15 protein-coding genes are annotated in these 14,907 nt (G+C 64.7%); 5 read left to right on the top strand and 10 right to left on the bottom strand.

Annotation, left to right across the window (positions count from 1 at the left end; all coding sequences use genetic code 11):
- From B3D39_RS02980 to B3D39_RS02950, 7 genes are all read right to left on the bottom strand, one after another.
- Positions 1-192: isocitrate/isopropylmalate family dehydrogenase (locus tag B3D39_RS02980; protein WP_286789364.1), on the bottom strand; the 192-nt coding region annotated here is incomplete at its 3' end.
- A gap of 7 nt (positions 193-199) precedes the next feature.
- Positions 200-1,042 carry an SDR family NAD(P)-dependent oxidoreductase gene (locus B3D39_RS02975; RefSeq protein WP_274962436.1) on the bottom strand — a complete coding sequence of 281 codons (843 nt, stop codon included), beginning with the start codon at positions 1,040-1,042 and terminating at the stop codon, positions 200-202.
- 43 nt (positions 1,043-1,085) lie between these two features.
- Positions 1,086-2,111, bottom strand: coding sequence for a LacI family DNA-binding transcriptional regulator (locus B3D39_RS02970; RefSeq protein ID WP_078545723.1), 1,026 nt, complete (start codon positions 2,109-2,111; stop codon positions 1,086-1,088).
- 122 nt (positions 2,112-2,233) lie between these two features.
- Positions 2,234-3,127, bottom strand: a complete 894-nt coding sequence (locus tag B3D39_RS02965) for an NAD-dependent epimerase/dehydratase family protein (RefSeq protein WP_078519924.1) — start codon at positions 3,125-3,127, stop codon at positions 2,234-2,236.
- 46 nt (positions 3,128-3,173) lie between these two features.
- The gene (locus B3D39_RS02960; protein ID WP_078519925.1) at positions 3,174-4,676 is read right to left on the bottom strand and encodes a sugar ABC transporter ATP-binding protein; all 1,503 of its coding nucleotides are present in this window, start codon (positions 4,674-4,676) and stop codon (positions 3,174-3,176) included.
- A 65-nt stretch (positions 4,677-4,741) separates the two neighbouring features.
- Positions 4,742-5,674: a sugar-binding protein gene (locus B3D39_RS02955; RefSeq protein ID WP_078519926.1), complete on the bottom strand. Its 933-nt coding sequence runs from the start codon at positions 5,672-5,674 to the stop codon at positions 4,742-4,744.
- Between the two features lie 167 nt (positions 5,675-5,841).
- On the bottom strand, positions 5,842-6,804 hold the full coding sequence (locus tag B3D39_RS02950; protein WP_075776414.1) for an ABC transporter permease: 963 nt from the start codon (positions 6,802-6,804) through the stop codon (positions 5,842-5,844).
- A 431-nt stretch (positions 6,805-7,235) separates the two neighbouring features.
- Here B3D39_RS02950 and B3D39_RS02945 point away from each other — a divergent pair, with 431 nt between their 5' ends.
- On the top strand, positions 7,236-7,919 hold the full coding sequence (locus B3D39_RS02945) for an aspartate/glutamate racemase family protein (RefSeq protein WP_274962435.1): 684 nt from the start codon (positions 7,236-7,238) through the stop codon (positions 7,917-7,919).
- Between the two features lie 40 nt (positions 7,920-7,959).
- Positions 7,960-9,015 carry an aldo/keto reductase gene (locus tag B3D39_RS02940; RefSeq protein ID WP_078569680.1) on the top strand — a complete coding sequence of 352 codons (1,056 nt, stop codon included), beginning with the start codon at positions 7,960-7,962 and terminating at the stop codon, positions 9,013-9,015.
- Positions 9,016-9,034: 19 nt separating this feature from the next.
- Here B3D39_RS02940 and otnI read toward each other — a convergent pair whose 3' ends face one another.
- Positions 9,035-9,805 carry a 2-oxo-tetronate isomerase gene (gene otnI, locus B3D39_RS02935; RefSeq protein WP_274962434.1) on the bottom strand — a complete coding sequence of 257 codons (771 nt, stop codon included), beginning with the start codon at positions 9,803-9,805 and terminating at the stop codon, positions 9,035-9,037.
- 3 nt (positions 9,806-9,808) lie between these two features.
- The gene (gene ltnD, locus B3D39_RS02930) at positions 9,809-10,735 is read right to left on the bottom strand and encodes an L-threonate dehydrogenase (RefSeq protein ID WP_274962433.1); all 927 of its coding nucleotides are present in this window, start codon (positions 10,733-10,735) and stop codon (positions 9,809-9,811) included.
- A 198-nt stretch (positions 10,736-10,933) separates the two neighbouring features.
- Between ltnD and otnK the strand changes: the two genes are divergently transcribed.
- The 3 genes from otnK to B3D39_RS02915 are packed head-to-tail and all read left to right on the top strand — an operon-like array spanning position 10,934 to position 13,775.
- Positions 10,934-12,211 (top strand): 3-oxo-tetronate kinase, encoded by a 1,278-nt coding sequence (gene otnK, locus B3D39_RS02925; protein WP_274962432.1) that lies wholly within the window; start codon positions 10,934-10,936, stop codon positions 12,209-12,211.
- Entirely contained in the window at positions 12,204-12,842 is a 639-nt protein-coding gene (gene otnC / locus B3D39_RS02920) for a 3-oxo-tetronate 4-phosphate decarboxylase (RefSeq protein ID WP_078519932.1), read from the top strand. The genes otnK and otnC overlap by 8 nt, the downstream gene beginning before the upstream one ends.
- Before the next feature lie 39 nt (positions 12,843-12,881).
- Positions 12,882-13,775 (top strand): NAD(P)-dependent oxidoreductase, encoded by an 894-nt coding sequence (locus tag B3D39_RS02915; RefSeq protein ID WP_274962431.1) that lies wholly within the window; start codon positions 12,882-12,884, stop codon positions 13,773-13,775.
- A 157-nt stretch (positions 13,776-13,932) separates the two neighbouring features.
- On the opposite strand, the gene B3D39_RS02910 is transcribed toward B3D39_RS02915, so the two are convergent.
- A partial coding sequence (locus B3D39_RS02910; protein WP_286789363.1) for an ABC transporter ATP-binding protein occupies positions 13,933-14,907 on the bottom strand: 975 nt, incomplete at its 5' end.

Here is a 14,907-nt window from a genome sequence, read left to right as displayed (position 1 = left end):
GACCCCGCCCGCGGGCATGAATGTGCCCTCGCGCTGAAAGCGTTTCGAGCCCCAGTCGAAGCGGTCGACCTCCAGCCGGAACGCGTTGGTCTGGCGGCTCAGGTGGTCAAGCGCCGTCAGTGCGGCGTCGACCACTTCCGGCCCAATCCCATCGCCGGGAATGGCCGCGATACGATGAACCCGGGTCGTCATGGCCGCATCACTTCTTCAGCCACGCCTTGAAGGCGTCACCGTAATCGGGATGCCAGCGCGACAAGGGCGGGCGGTTCTCGGTGATGTCGCCAGCTGCCCAGAGGATACGCTTCACATCCGTCGCGCGATCCACGTCGTTGTCGGGGCACAGAATGTAGAAATCGCCGCGCTCGATCGAGTCGAAGAGGAACTCCACGACCTGCTCGGGCGTCCATGCATCGGCAGGTTTCTCGGTGCGCCCGCCCGCGGTGAGGGGCGTGTAGACGAAGCCCGGAATGAACAGCCGCGCCTCGACCTTGCAGTCTTCGCGGTTGCGCAGCTCGTGCTGCAGCGCCTCGGTAAAGGCCTTCACGCCGGCTTTCGACACGTTATAGGCCGGATCGCCCGGAGGCGTGGTGATCCCCTGCTTGGAGCCGGTATTGACGATCAGGCCCGACGCGCCCGAGGCGATCATGCGCGGCGCGAAGATCTGGCTGCCCCGGATGATGCCACCCATATTCACGTCGAGGATGCGGTCCCAGTTGCCTTCGGCGTCGAAGATCGAGCTGCCGGGCTGCATGCCCGCATTGTTCATCAGCAGATTGACCGGCCCGAAATGCGCCCAGACCTCATCGGCGAGCGCCGTGAGCTGCGCGCGGTCCGAGACATCGGTGGCCTGCGTCATTACGTCAGCCGCCGCCGCTCCCGCAGCGATCAGGGCGTCGTAGGCGGCTTCGAGGGCCGCCCCCGGCAGATCGGCGATGCAGACACGCATCCCCAGCCCGGCGAGGTGGCGGGCGGCGGCGAGGCCGATACCCGAGGCCCCTCCGGTGACGACTGCGACATTGCCTTTGGCGAGAGCGGGATGCATGGGATTTCTCCTTTTTTCGTTCGGTGTCCGAGATCGGCGCGCCTCAGGCGGTTGCGCCGGCGAAGACCTCGAAATCAGTGTCGATGATGGTGGGTGTCGACGGGCGCTCGGGCGAGGCCAGAACCTCCTCGATCGCCTTCTTGCCGATGAGATAACGGTTCGAGCGGACGGTCGAGAGCGGCTGGGGCAGCTCCTTGCCGATATCGAGACCGTTGAAGCCGAATATGGCGAATTGGTCAGGCAGGCTGATACCTTCGGCAAGGCAGTGGAAGACGCCGCCCACGGCCATGTCGTCGTTGGAATAGACCGCGACGTCGATCTGCGGGGCCGACGCACGCAGGCGCGCGGTCTGCTCCCGGCCCGTCCCGACCGAGCTGGGTCCGTCGTCGATCGCATGCGCTTCGATCGAGAGTCCCGCTTCGGACAGCGCCTCGCACAACCCGTCATAGCGCAGCCGCGCCCGGCGGTCGGCGTTCCAGTCATGGCCGACATAGCCGAAATGGCGGTAACCGCGCGAGATCAGGTGGCGACCGATCGCGTGGCCCGCGCGGCGATGCGAGGTGCCCACCGCGATGTCGATCGGCGTGCTGTCGATATCCATCATCTCGACGACGCGGATGTCGCTTTGCTCGAGCATCTTGCGGGTGGCGTCGGTGTGGTCGAACCCGGCGAGCAGGATCGCGGCGGGTTTCCAGCTCAGAATACCGCGCACGACGGCTTCTTCGCGGTCGACATTGTAGTCCGTGGTCGAGATCACCGGCTGCAGGTCGCTTCCTTCGAGCCCGGCATGGACGCCCTGCAGAACCTCCGGGAACACGATGTTGGAGAGCGACGGGATGACGACGCCCACGAGGAAGGAGTCGAGCGAGGCCAGCGAGCCCGCGATGCGGTTGGGGACGTAGCCCATCGCGCGGACCGTCTCCATGACCTTCTCGCGGGTGGACTCGGCGACGAGCCCCTTGTTGCGCATGATCCGCGATACCGTCGACTCGCTGACATTGGCACGGCGCGCGACCTCGCGCACCGTGATCTTGCTTTTGCGGTCAGGCAATCGCTGCTTGGTCCCCATGACGCTTTCCTCCAATTCCTTTCGGGCAAGCCCGAGTCAATGACCCAGAAATGCACCTAGCGGCAGCGTTTTCATAGGCCATACGTACATGGGCGCTAAAAACATCGCGGGGACCGTGGCGATCATACCTCCACGTATTTGCGCCACGGATGCGCTTCCTTGAAGCCCAGAACCTCGCGCGCCTTGCGGTTCGAGATCGGCGCCTCGTCTGGACCCATCTCGCGAGTGATCGGCGTGTTCGGGCAGTATTTCTTCAAGAACTCGGTGGTCGGCATATCGGCGGTGATCGTGTCGTTGACCGCGTTGAACACCTGATAGCCCAGCCCGTCCTTCTCGATGCACAGATGCACGATCTCACCCAGATCGCGGGCGTCGATATAGCTCCAGGCGTTGCGCTTGCGGCTCATCGGGTCCTTAAGGAAGCCTTTGAACATGCCGTATTCATCCGGCTCGATCACGTTACCGATGCGCAGCGCATAGATATCCGCGCCGTAGCGGGCGGCGAAAGCGCGGGCGGTCTTTTCGTTGCAGACCTTGGAGAGGCCGTAGCTGTCCATCGGATCGCTGTCGTAATCTTCCTCGAGCGGGAAGGAGTGGAAATCCTTGTCGCCCTCGGCGAAGCACACGCCATAGGTCGTCTCGGACGAAGCGATGATCACCTTGCGCACGCCGAGCTTCATCGCCGCCTCGAGCACATTGTAGGTGCTCATGACATTGGCTTGGTAGGTCACGTTGTCGGGTTCGATCAGCACGCGCGGGATCGCGGCGAAATGCACGATCGCATCGGGCGGCGAAGGCGGCGCGCCCTTCTCGAACCCGCCGAAGTCGTGGTGGGTGGTCAGCGCGTTGAACACGGCGCCGCTGTCGGTCACATCGGTGATCAGCGTGTTGACGCCGGGCAGGTCGAGCGGCTTGAGGTCGACATTGAGCACATCGTAGCCCTTGCTCAGCAGATGCGGCACCGCATGACGCCCAGCCTTGCCGGTTCCGCCTGTAAATACTACGCGCTTGGTCATTTCAGTCTCCGTTTCGTTCATTCACATTTGGTTCGACGGGACGGCCTCAGCCGGTCGCCGCCAGCATCACGCTTTCCTGCGTGGCGTTCTCTCGGGTCAGTTCGCCGCTGATCTTCCCCTCCTTCAGCACGATCACACGGTCGCTGATCGCAAGGATCTCCGGCAGATCCGAAGAGACGACGATGATCGACATCCCCTCCTCGGCCATCTTGCCCAGCAACGTGTGGACCTCTGCCTTTGCGCCGATGTCGATCCCGCGCGTCGGTTCGTCGACGATCAGGATCTGCGGTCGCCGCGCGGCCCATTTCGCCAACACGACCTTCTGCTGGTTGCCGCCCGACAGGTTGAGCACCTTCTGCTCGGGCGACGGCGTCTTGATGCCCAGCGCGCGGATGTAATCCGCACAGGCCGCGGTTTCCTTGCGACGGTTCACGAAGTCGAGGCTGCAATAGTCACTCAGATGCGTCAGCGAGAAATTCTCGCGCACCGACATGCCGAGGACAAGCCCGCGCGACTGCCGATCTTCGGTCACAAATCCGAGCCCATGCTCGATCGCGTCCGAGGGAGAGGAAATCCGCGTCGGTTTGCCGTTGATCGAAATCTCGCCGCTATGGGGGCGGCTGCCGAAGATCATCTCCATCACTTCGGTCCGCCCGGCGCCGACCAGACCGAAGAAGCCCAGCACCTCGCCGCGACGCAGGTCGAAATCGACGTCGCGCACGAAGACGCCTTCGTCTTTCACGCGCTTCTCGGTGAGATTGCGCACCGACATCAGAACCTCGTCGGTCGCATGGGAGATGTGATGGCCGAACAACTGGTCGAGTTCACGATCCACCATCAGGCGCACCAGCAGGTCGCTCGTCATCTCGGACACGGGCCGGGTGTCCACGGTGCGCCCGTCGCGCAGCACGGTGACGCGGTCGGCGATCTCGAAGATTTCCTCGAGCTTGTGCGAGATGAAGACGATCCCGACACCCTGCGCGGCCAGCTTGCGCGACATGCGCAACAGCGTCGATGCCTCGTGGTGGCTCAGCGACGCGGTCGGCTCGTCCATGATGATGAGTTTGGAATTGTAGGAGATGGCGCGGGCGATCTCGATCAGCTGCCTCTGGCCGATCGAAAGCGTGCCGACCATCGCTTCAGGGTCGATTTCCACGCCAAGCTCGTGCAGCACCGCGCGGGTGTCCGCATTCATCTTGGTGCGGTCGATCAGGCCGGTGGGCAACAGCGGCTCGCGCGCGAGAAAGACGTTCTCGGCGACGGTGAGGTTATTCACCACCGCGAGTTCCTGGTAGATGATCGAGATGCCAAGCGACCGGGCATGGACCGGGTTCTTGATGACGACGGGTTCGCCCTCGACCCGGATCTCGCCGCCCGGATCGGCGCGCAGCACGCCGGTCATGATCTTCATCAGGGTGCTCTTGCCGGCGCCGTTCTCACCCGCCAGCACATGCACCTCTCCGGAATTGAGATGCAGGTCGACGTGGTCCAGCGCCTTCACCCCGGGAAAGGTCTTGGAAATGCCGATCATTTCGAGAAACGGTTTCATCGCGGCCTCTGGCTGAAGAATGTCGGGCGGGGCCGCGTTTGGCCCCGCCCAGGTCTTGTCGGAGATTACTTGGTGTAGCTGTCGAGGTTGTCGGCAGTCACAACGGTCACACCGGTGTCGATGTTCTGCGGATCGGTCTCTTCACCCTTGATCTGGGCCACGAGATGCTCGACCGCCAGCTTGCCCATCGTGATCGGGCGCTGCACCATGATGCCGTCGATGAAGCCTTCCTTCACGCCTTTGATCGTGTCGGGCAGATCGTCGAAGGCAAAGACCTTCAGCTGGCCTTTCTTATCCGCGAATTCCTGCTGCGCGAGAACCTTCGCCACGGCCGGGCCACCGACCTGGCTGATGCCGAAGATGCCCGAGAGGTTCGGGTTGGCGCGCAGGAGCGCCTCGGTCACCGACACGGCGCGGGCGAGGTCATCCTCGGTGCCTTCGGTCGCGACCAGCTTGATGTCGGGATAGTCGGCCAGCGCTTCCTTCACGCCGTCGATCCGCTCGTTCAGGTTCGAGGCGCCGAGCTGACCGGTGACGATCGCCACTTCACCCTTGCCGCCGAGCGCTTCGGCCATGGATTTGCCCATGGTCACGCCAGCCTGCTTGTTGATCGTGCCGATATACATGCTGCGCGAGCTGTTGGCGCTGTCACTGTCGAAGGTGACGACCTTGATGCCCGCATCGGTGGCCTGCTTGATGATCCCTTCGACCGATTTCGGCTCGTTGACCGAGATCCCGATCCCGTCGACATGGCGTGCCATCAGGTCCTCGATGATCTTGACCTGCGTCGAACCCTGCGTGTTCGCGGGCACAACCCACTGATACTTCACGCCCAGTTCATTGGCCGCTTCCGCGCCACCGGTGTTGCAGTCGTCGAAGAACGGAACGGCCACTTTCGGCACGAGCGCCACGGTGATGTCCTGAGCATAGGACGCTGCCGTCCCCATACCGGTTGCCAGGGCCAGAACCGCAGCGGCGGCTTTCATTGCAATACGCATCTTGTCTCCTCCTCCGGACCCAACCAACCGCGGCGGGCCCCTGTTGTTGATGCAGTTTCGGTTTCACGCCCCGCACCGGGGCCTTCTTCGTCCGGATCTCGCGCCGCTCTCTCCTCTTCGAGACGCGGTCCGGCTTCTTGATCTTGTTCCTTCCCGGACGGCGCGGCTCAGCCGCGCCCGCCCATCCGATTGCGCAGCACGTCCAGGCTGACCGCGATCAGGATCACGCCGCCGGTAATGGCCTGCTGGGCATAGGTGTTGATGTTGAGCAGCACGACGCCGTTGGCGATCTCGCCGATCAAGGCTGCCCCGATGACCGCGCCGAGCACCGAGCCGATACCGCCCGCGAGGCTCGCCCCGCCGATTGCGGCCGCGGCGATCACTTCAAGCTCCGAACCGAAGCCGGACGCCGGCTCTGCCGAAAGATAGCGCGAGAAGGCGATGACGCCGGCCAGCGCGGAAATCGTCGAGGACAGCACGTAGACCGCGAGCTTGACGCGCTGAACCTTCACCCCGCTCAGACGCGCCGCGTTCTCGTTGCCGCCCGTGGCATAGACGTGCCGACCGAAGCGGGTCCGGGTCATGATGACCGTAAAGATGAGCGTCAGCACGAGCAGGATCACCACCGGCACCGGCACCGGGCCGACATAGCCCTGCCCCAGAAAGCTGAAGCTCTCGGGCGTCTCCGGGGTCAGCGGCACGCCGTGGGTGATCATGTACATAAGGCCGCGCCCGATGCTCAGCGTGCCGAGCGTCGCGATGAAGGGCGGCAGACCGATCGCGGTGATCAGCAGCCCGTTGGTCAGCCCGAAGGCAAGCCCGACACCGAGCCCCGCAGCCACCGCCGCATATTGCGAATAGCCCGCGTCGAAACAGAGCGCCGTGATCAGACCGGCAAGCCCCATCGCGGAGCCAACCGACAGGTCGATCCCGCCGGTGATGATGACCATCACCATGCCGATGCTCATGATCGCCGTCAGCGAGAATGCCCGCGACACGCCCATCAGGTTCGACACGGTCAGGAAATACGGTGTGAACAGGCTGATCAGCAGCCCCATCAGGATCAACGCGATCAGAACGTTGAATTCACGCATGTGACGCAGTTGAAGCAATTGATGCAGGACTCGCATGGATTTCCTTTCCGATGGCGTGACCGAATTTTCCGACAGTGCCAAAACGCCCCTCCCTTCTCCGCATCCCCGACGTTCCACACGCTCATCCCGGAACCGATCGCGTCGGTAAGGGGCTGGCGGGTCGGACGGGGATGCGCCCGAAAATGCTAGCGCTGCCATTCCTCCTGTGACAGCGCTGTCATATTGCGAACTGCAAAGACGACTTGTCAATCAGCAAATAACAAAAACTTGTCTCAGGACAGGTGTCGGAACGACGCGCCCTCCCCGGCGGAACATAGTTCCGACCCCCGCCGAAGCGTTTCAAACAAGGGTCTTGAGACATTCCGGCTTGTCATCGCGCCGGGTCCGTGGTGATACTCGCAATACATGACAGCGCTGTCATAGCCAACGGGACGAAAGCACCCAGACCGCAACAAAGGAGCCCGCCCATGACCGACGAAAGCTACGAATCACCCCGCCCCCTGGCGATGATCCACACCGTCGCCGGGCTGATCCCGGAACTCGAAGGTCTGGCGCAGAAGCACCTGCCCGACTGGAAAGTGTTCAACATGCTCGACGAGAGCCTTCTGCGCCTGACGATCCGCGAGGGGTCGGTCAGCCCGATGACGGCGCGACGCCTGACGGGCATGATCTGGTCGGCGGTCGATGCGGGGGCCGAAGCCGTCCTCGTGACCTGCTCCAGCCTCGGCGGCGCGGTCGAACGTATCGCACCGCTCTGTCCCGTCCCGCTGATCCGTATCGACGAGGGAATGGCGCAGGAGGCGGTCGCAAAAGGCCGCCGCATCGGCGTGCTCGCAACCCTGCAATCGACCCTGACACCCACCGTCGAACTGGTCGAACGCGTCAGCCGCGAGGCCGGGGCGGACAGCACCATCACGAGCGAGGTCGTCGAAGGCGCCTTCGAGACGCTGCAATCGGGCGACCGGGAGGGACATGACGCGCGGGTGGCCGAAGGCATCGCCCGGCTCGCCCGCGAAAACGACGTGGTGGTTCTGGCACAGGCCTCGATGGCACGCGCGCTCAAACGGCTCGAACCGAGCGCGGATGACCCGCCGGTCCTGACCAGCCCGACGCTGGGCATCGCCCATGCAGCAAGACGTCTGGCGCGCTGATCGCGCCTGAGGAAACGATACTCAAGAGGAGGAGATATCCATGAAATACAGAACCCTAGGACGATCGGGGCTCAAGGTCTCGGTGCTCACGATGGGCACTTTCACCTTCGGCGGCGCGGGCGCCTTCAAGGCCGTCGGCGCCCAAGGCGTCAGCGAAGCGCGCAAGCTGGTCGACACCTGCATCGACGCCGGTATCAACCTCTACGACACCGCGAACATGTACTCGACCGGCCTGTCGGAAGAGATCCTTGGCGAAGTGCTCGACGGTCGGCGCGATGACGTGCTGATCTCCTCCAAGGCGCGGATGCGGATCGCCGACGGCCCCAACGACGAGGGCTTTTCGCGCTATCACCTGATCCGCGAATGCGAACGCTCGCTCAAGCGGCTGCGCACCGACCACATCGACATCTACCACATGCATGAATGGGACGGCGTGACCCCGATGGAGGAGATGGTCTCGGCGCTCGATACGCTCGTGCAACAGGGCAAGGTCCGCTACATCGCCTGCTCGAATTTCTCGGGTTGGCACATCATGAAGGCGCTCGGCGTCAGCGACCGGAGCCTGCGCGAGCGCTTCGTGGCCCAGCAGATCCACTACACGCTCGAGGCCCGCGAGGCGGAATACGAATTGCTACCGATCTCGGTCGATCAGGGGCTGGGCGTCTTGGTCTGGAGCCCGCTCGCCGCCGGCCTCCTGTCGGGCAAGCATCGCCGCGGCAAGGACACTCCGGAAGGCTCGCGTCAGTTCGCAGGCTGGACCGAGCCGCCGATCCGCGACGAAGAGAAGCTTTGGAACATCGTCGACACGCTGGTCGAGATCGGCGACGCGCATGGGGTCTCTGCCGCGCAGGTCGCGCTGGCATGGCTGCTGACGCGTCCTGCGGTCAGCTCGCTCGTCATCGGCGGACGCAACGAACAGCAGTTCCGCGACAATTTCCGCGCCGTGGATCTGGAGCTGAGCGAGGACGAGCTGAAGCGCCTGCACGAGGTCAGCAAGCTGCCCGTGATCTACCCCTACTGGCACCAGCAGCAATTCGCCTCGGACCGGTTCAGCCCGGGCGACTGGGCGCTGCATCGCGACTACATCGAGAACTGATCAGGTGCGCGCCTTCGTCTCAGGCGAAGGCGCGCATCCAGTCCAGACCGTCCTCGGTCCGGCCCGCCGGGCGATATTCGCACCCCACGAACCCGTCATAGCCCAGCGCATCCAGTTCACGCAGGATGCGCGTATCGTCGAGCTCACCGGTACCGGGCTCATGCCGATCCGGTACCGCAGCGATCTGCACATGCCCGATGATCGACGCCATCTCCCGCAGCCCCATCAGCACGTCACCGTGCAGGATCTGGCGGTGATAGATGTCGAATTGCAGCTTGAGATTGGGCAACCCCAACGCCGCGATCAGATCGGCGGCGAAGCTGAAATCATCCAGAAAATACCCCGGCATGTCGCGCGTGTTGATCGGCTCGATCACCACGTCGCGCCCCTGCGCCCCGGCGGCATCGCAGACCCGCCGCAGCGAGTCGCGATAGGCCTGCCGCGCTGCCGTATCTTGGCGCGACGCAAGCCCGCTCATCACATGGACCCGTCCGACCCCGGTCGCCTCTGCGTAGCGCAGAGCGGTGTCGATCGAGGCCCGGAATTCCTCTCCGCGTTCCGGCAGAGCCGCCAGCCCGCGATCGCCTGCCTCCCAGTTGCCGGGCGGCAGATTGAAGAGCGCCTGCGTCAGCCCGTGCTCATGCAGCCGCTCCGCGATCGCCTCGGGCGGGTGGTCATAGGGGAAAAGATATTCGACCGCATCGAAGCCTGCCTTTTTCGCCGCAGCGAAGCGGTCGAGAAAATCGTGCTCGGTGAACATCATCGTCAGGTTGGCGGCAAATTTCGGCATCGCTCAGCCCTCGCTCGCGGGGGTGGCACCGGGTAGTTCGAGCCCTGCGATATCTGCCAGCATCCGCGCCACCGAGGCATCGTCATCGCGCCCCATTCCGGCGGCTGCCGTCATGACGAACATCTGCATCGCTGTGCTTGCAATCGGGGTCGGGAATTTCATGTCCCGCCCGATATCCGCCACGATCCCGAGGTCCTTGGTGAAGATATCCACCGCGCTGCGCGGGCTGTAATCGCCCTCGAGCACATGCGGCACCCGGTTCTCGAACATCCAGGAATTGCCCGCCGAGGCGGTGATCACCTCGTAGACCTTCTCCAGATCCAGATCCATCGCCTTGGCGAAGGTGATCGCCTCGCAGGCCGCCGCGATATGCACCCCGGCCAGAAGCTGATTGACCACCTTGAAAGCCGCGCCCGTGCCCGCCTCCTCGCCCAACTCGTAGACCTTGGCCGCGACGCTATCGAGCGCCGGACGGATGCGCGCAAAGGTCGCAGACGGCCCCGAGCCCATGATCGTCAATTCACCGCTGGCCGCACGCACGGCGCCCCCGCTGATCGGCGTGTCGAGATACTCCACGCCCACCTCGGCGCAGCGCTTGGCGAAGACGCGCGCCAGATCGGGCGCCATCGTGGCGCAGGACATCACGACGCCGCCTTTGGACATGGTCGCAACGGCGCCGCCCGGTCCGAAAAGCACCTGCTCTGTCTGGTCGGCATTGACGACCACGGCGATCACCAAATCCGCATCTTGCGCGCCCGTCGCAGGGTCAGCCGCAACCGCGCCGCCAAGGGCGGAGAAGCGCTCCATCGCATCGGCATTCACATCGACGCCCGTCACCGCGAACCCGTCTCGCAGCAAGCTCTCGGCCATGCCGAAGCCCATCGATCCCAGACCGATGACACAGACCTTCGTCTCTTGGGGTGACTTCATGCGGAATACCTCTCAATCGCCGATTTCTAGTCTCACTCCGCCCCCTCCCAGCGTCCATCTTGCGCTTGCATTGCTGGAATGATAGCGTTGTCATTACATCGTTAGCCCGAGCCGCAACGGCTTGGCAAGGGCTATGTGAAATCGCCGTCCCGAGCCGTCGGGGCGATCGGCGATCTGTGGACCGAGGGAGGAATTTCCATGCTGATCGGAGCGGTCGCCGACGATATTACCGGCGCCACTGACCTGTGCCTGATGCTGTCACGCAGCGGATTGAAGACGCGGCAGGTCATCGGCCTGCCGGGGCCGCAAATGGACCTTTCAGGGGCCGATGCGGTGGTGGTGGCGCTGAAGTCGCGCACCATTCCGGCAGCCGACGCGGTCGAGATGTCCCTGCAGGCCGCGAAGGCCCTGCGCGCAGCCGGGGCGCAGCGCCTGATGTTCAAGTATTGCTCGACCTTCGACTCCACCGACGAAGGCAATATCGGGCCCGTCACCGAGGCCCTGATGGAGTTCACCGGCGCGACCCTGACCATCGCCTGCCCCGCCTTCCCGGCGACCGGGCGCACGGTCTACAAGGGCCACCTTTTCGTGGGCGATCGCCTTCTGTCGGAAAGCCCGCTGAAAGATCACCCGCTCACCCCGATGCGCGACCCCGATCTGGTGCGCGTTCTGGGGCGGCAGACGGCGCTGAAAGTGGGCTCCATCGACATCACCACAATCCGGCAGGGAGAGGCCGCGCTGCGCAAAGCGCTCGACGCTGCACGCGCCGCTGGCACCCGCATCGTCGTCACCGACACGATCGACGAATCGGATCTGATGACGCTCGGCGCGGCCTGCGCGGAGATGCCGCTGATCACCGGCGGCTCGGGCATCGGTCTGGGTCTGGCCGCAGCCCTTCGCGACCAGAGCGACGCGCAAAGTGCACCGGATCGGATGCCGGCCCCGGAGGGCCGCTGCGCGATCCTCGCGGGCTCCTGCTCGGTCGCGACCCGCGGCCAGATCGCGGCGGCGCAAGCGGCGGGCCTGCCGAGCCTCGCGCTCGACGTAGAGGCGCTGACCGAAGGCAGACAGAGCGCGGATGAGATCGCCGACTGGGCCATCGCGCAGCCCGCCGACAGCACGCCCCTGATCTATTCCAGCGCCGATCCCGCGCAGCTCAGCAAGATCCAGTCCCGTCTGGGCCGTGACGCCTCCGGCGCGCTGGTCGAAGACACGCTGGCCGCGGTCGCCGAACGCCTGCGCGACGCCGGGTTCACCCGGATGCTGATCGCGGGCGGCGAGACGTCGGGCGCGGTGACGACGGCGCTCGGCGTGCGCCTGCTCGACATCGGCCCGGAGATCGACCCCGGCGTGCCGTGGACGATGAGCCTGTCCGGCCCACGCCTCGCGCTCGCGCTCAAGTCGGGCAATTTCGGCGCCGAGGATTTCTTCCTCAAGGCGTGGGGCCTGCTGGAGCCGGAGGCCGAACATGTCTGACGAAACGCGTCTGCGCGACCAGATCTGCACCATCGGGCGCTCGCTCTTCGACCGCGGCCTGACCGCCGGGTCTTCGGGCAACATCTCGGCGCGGCTGCCCGATGGCGGTTGGTTGATGACGCCCACCAACGCCTCGCTCGGCACGCTCGACCCGGCCCGGATCTCGCTCTTCGACCGGGACGGCAACTTCGTCTCGGGCGACAAGCCGACCAAGGAGTCCTTCCTGCATTTCGCGATGTATGACGAACGTCAGGAGGCGGGCGCGGTGATCCACCTGCACTCGACCCATTCGACGGCCGTCTCGATCCTGCGCGATATCGACCCCGAGGACGTGCTGCCGCCGCTGACCGCCTATCACGTGATGCGCGTGGGTAAGCTGCCGCTGGTCCCCTACTACGCGCCGGGCGATCCCGAGCTGGCCGAGGCCGTGCGCTCGCTGGCCAGCGCGCATCACTCGGTGCTGCTGGCCAATCACGGCCCCGTCGTCGCGGGCACCAGCCTGTCGAACGCGCAATATGCCGCCGAAGAGCTGGAGGAGACCTCCAAGCTGTTCCTCGCACTACAGGGCCACGCGATCCGCCCGCTCACCCAGTCGCAGGTCGCGGACCTGCGCAAGCGCTTCAATCTCTGACCCGAATTTCACGACCTACCGACCCAAGCGGAGTACCCAATGACTAAGACCCAGGAAACCATCGGCTTCATCGGCACCGGCCTGATGGGCCACGGCATGGCCAAGAACATCGTCGAGAAAGGCTATCCGCTGACCGTGATCGCCCACCGCAACCGCAAGCCGATCGAGGACCTGGTCTCGCGCGGGGCGACCGAGGCATCGTCTTATGAAGACCTCGCGTCGCGCTCCTCGATCATCTTCCTGTGCCTCACCGGCGCGCCGGAAGCCGCCGAGGCGGTCGCGAAGCTGACGCCGGGCCTGAAAGAAGGCAGCGTGATCATTGATTGCTCGACCGGCGAACCGACCATGACGATGAAGCTCGCACAGGACATGGAGGCAATCGGCGTCGCCTATGCCGATGCACCGCTCAGCCGCACCCCGAAAGAGGCCTGGGAAGGTACGCTCGATTGCATGGTCGGCGCGGATGAAGAGCTGTTCGCACGCATCGAACCGGTCATCGACACCTGGGCGGGCAAGATCGTGCGCGTGGGCAGTCTGGGCGACGGCCACCGAATGAAGCTGCTCAACAACTTCATCTCTCTCGGCTATGCCGCGCTTTATTCCGAAGCCCTCGCGCTGTCGCGCAAGGTGGGCATTCCGATCGAGCAGTTCGACAAGGTGATCCGGGGCGGCCGGATGGATTGCGGCTTCTACCAGACCTTCATGGGCTACGCGCTCGAGGGCAACCGCGAGGCGCACAAGTTCACCCTCGCCAATGCCTACAAGGATCTCCGCTACGTCGAGACGATGGCCAATGCCGCCACCGTCGCGACCCCGCTCGCCAGCACCGCCAAGAACGCCTTCGCGATGGCGATGGCGACCGGTGGCGACGGCTCTGAAGATTACGTGCCGCATCTCGCGGATTTCGTAGCACGCGCGAACGGGCTCGACTGAGCCCACGCACCTCCCGAAAGCGACGTTTCAGCCCGGCCAGCAATGGTCGGGCTGAGCATTTTTCAGCTCCACCTGAGGGGGCCGTTCTGCGTGTTCGTGCATGGCCGACCTCAGGTTCGTCGGGAGGATGGGCTCAGGGGCCGATGGGTGCCACCCCTCACTCGTCGGGGTGGAACAGATGCGTCCGGGCGGGGTCGAACGCCAGATCGATCCGTTCGCCGCGTTCGAATTGCTTGTCCTCGCTGAAGGCGGCGATCAGGCTCGTGCCATCCTCCATCGCCAGATCGACGACCGTTTCACTGCCCAGCCGTTCGACCAGAGACACCTGACCGTGCAGGACGCCCTCATCGGGCGTGCTGGGGGTGACGTATTGCGGGCGCAGGCCCAGCAGGGCGGTGTCGCCGGGGACGAATTTGCGACCGCGCACGGGCACGACGATCGGGTCCATGGAGTGGCGCGCGACCTTGGCGTTTTCGCTATCGGCCTCCAGGACTTCGACCTCGAGGAAATTCATCGAGGGTGCGCCGAGGAAGCCTGCGACGAAGCGGTTGGCCGGGTTGTGATAGAGCTCCATCGGCGAGCCCGACTGCATCACCAGCCCGTCGCGCAGCACCACGATCTTGTCGGCGAGCGTCATCGCCTCGACCTGATCGTGGGTGACGTAGATCATCGTCGCGCCCAGTTGCTTGTGGAGCTTGCCGATCTCCATGCGCATGTCCATCCGAAGCGCCGCGTCGAGGTTCGAGAGCGGCTCGTCGAAGAGGAAGACCGAAGGGTTGCGGGTGATCGCGCGCCCGATCGCGACGCGCTGGCGCTGGCCGCCCGAGAGCTGGCTGGGGCGACGGTCGAGCAGATGCTCCATCTGCAGGATCTCGGCGGCGCGCTGCACTTTCTCCGCCTTCTCGGCTTTCGACGCGCCCGAGATGGTGAGGCCGAAGGCCATGTTTTCGCGCACGCTCATATGCGGGAAGATCGCGTAGCTCTGGAACACCATCGCCACGCCGCGTTCGCGGGGCTGCACGTCATTGACGCGCTCGCCGTCGATCTCCAGCGTGCCGCCCGAGATGTCCTCGAGCCCGGCAATCATCCGCAGCAGCGTGGATTTCCCGCAGCCCGAGGGGCCGACGAAGAC

It is taken from the genome of Thioclava sp. UBA3469 (assembly GCF_002378135.1).
Classification (GTDB): domain Bacteria; phylum Pseudomonadota; class Alphaproteobacteria; order Rhodobacterales; family Rhodobacteraceae; genus Thioclava; species Thioclava sediminum.
The sequence above is the reverse complement of the archived record's forward strand: the minus strand, read 5'-3'. Positions and strand labels throughout refer to the sequence as shown.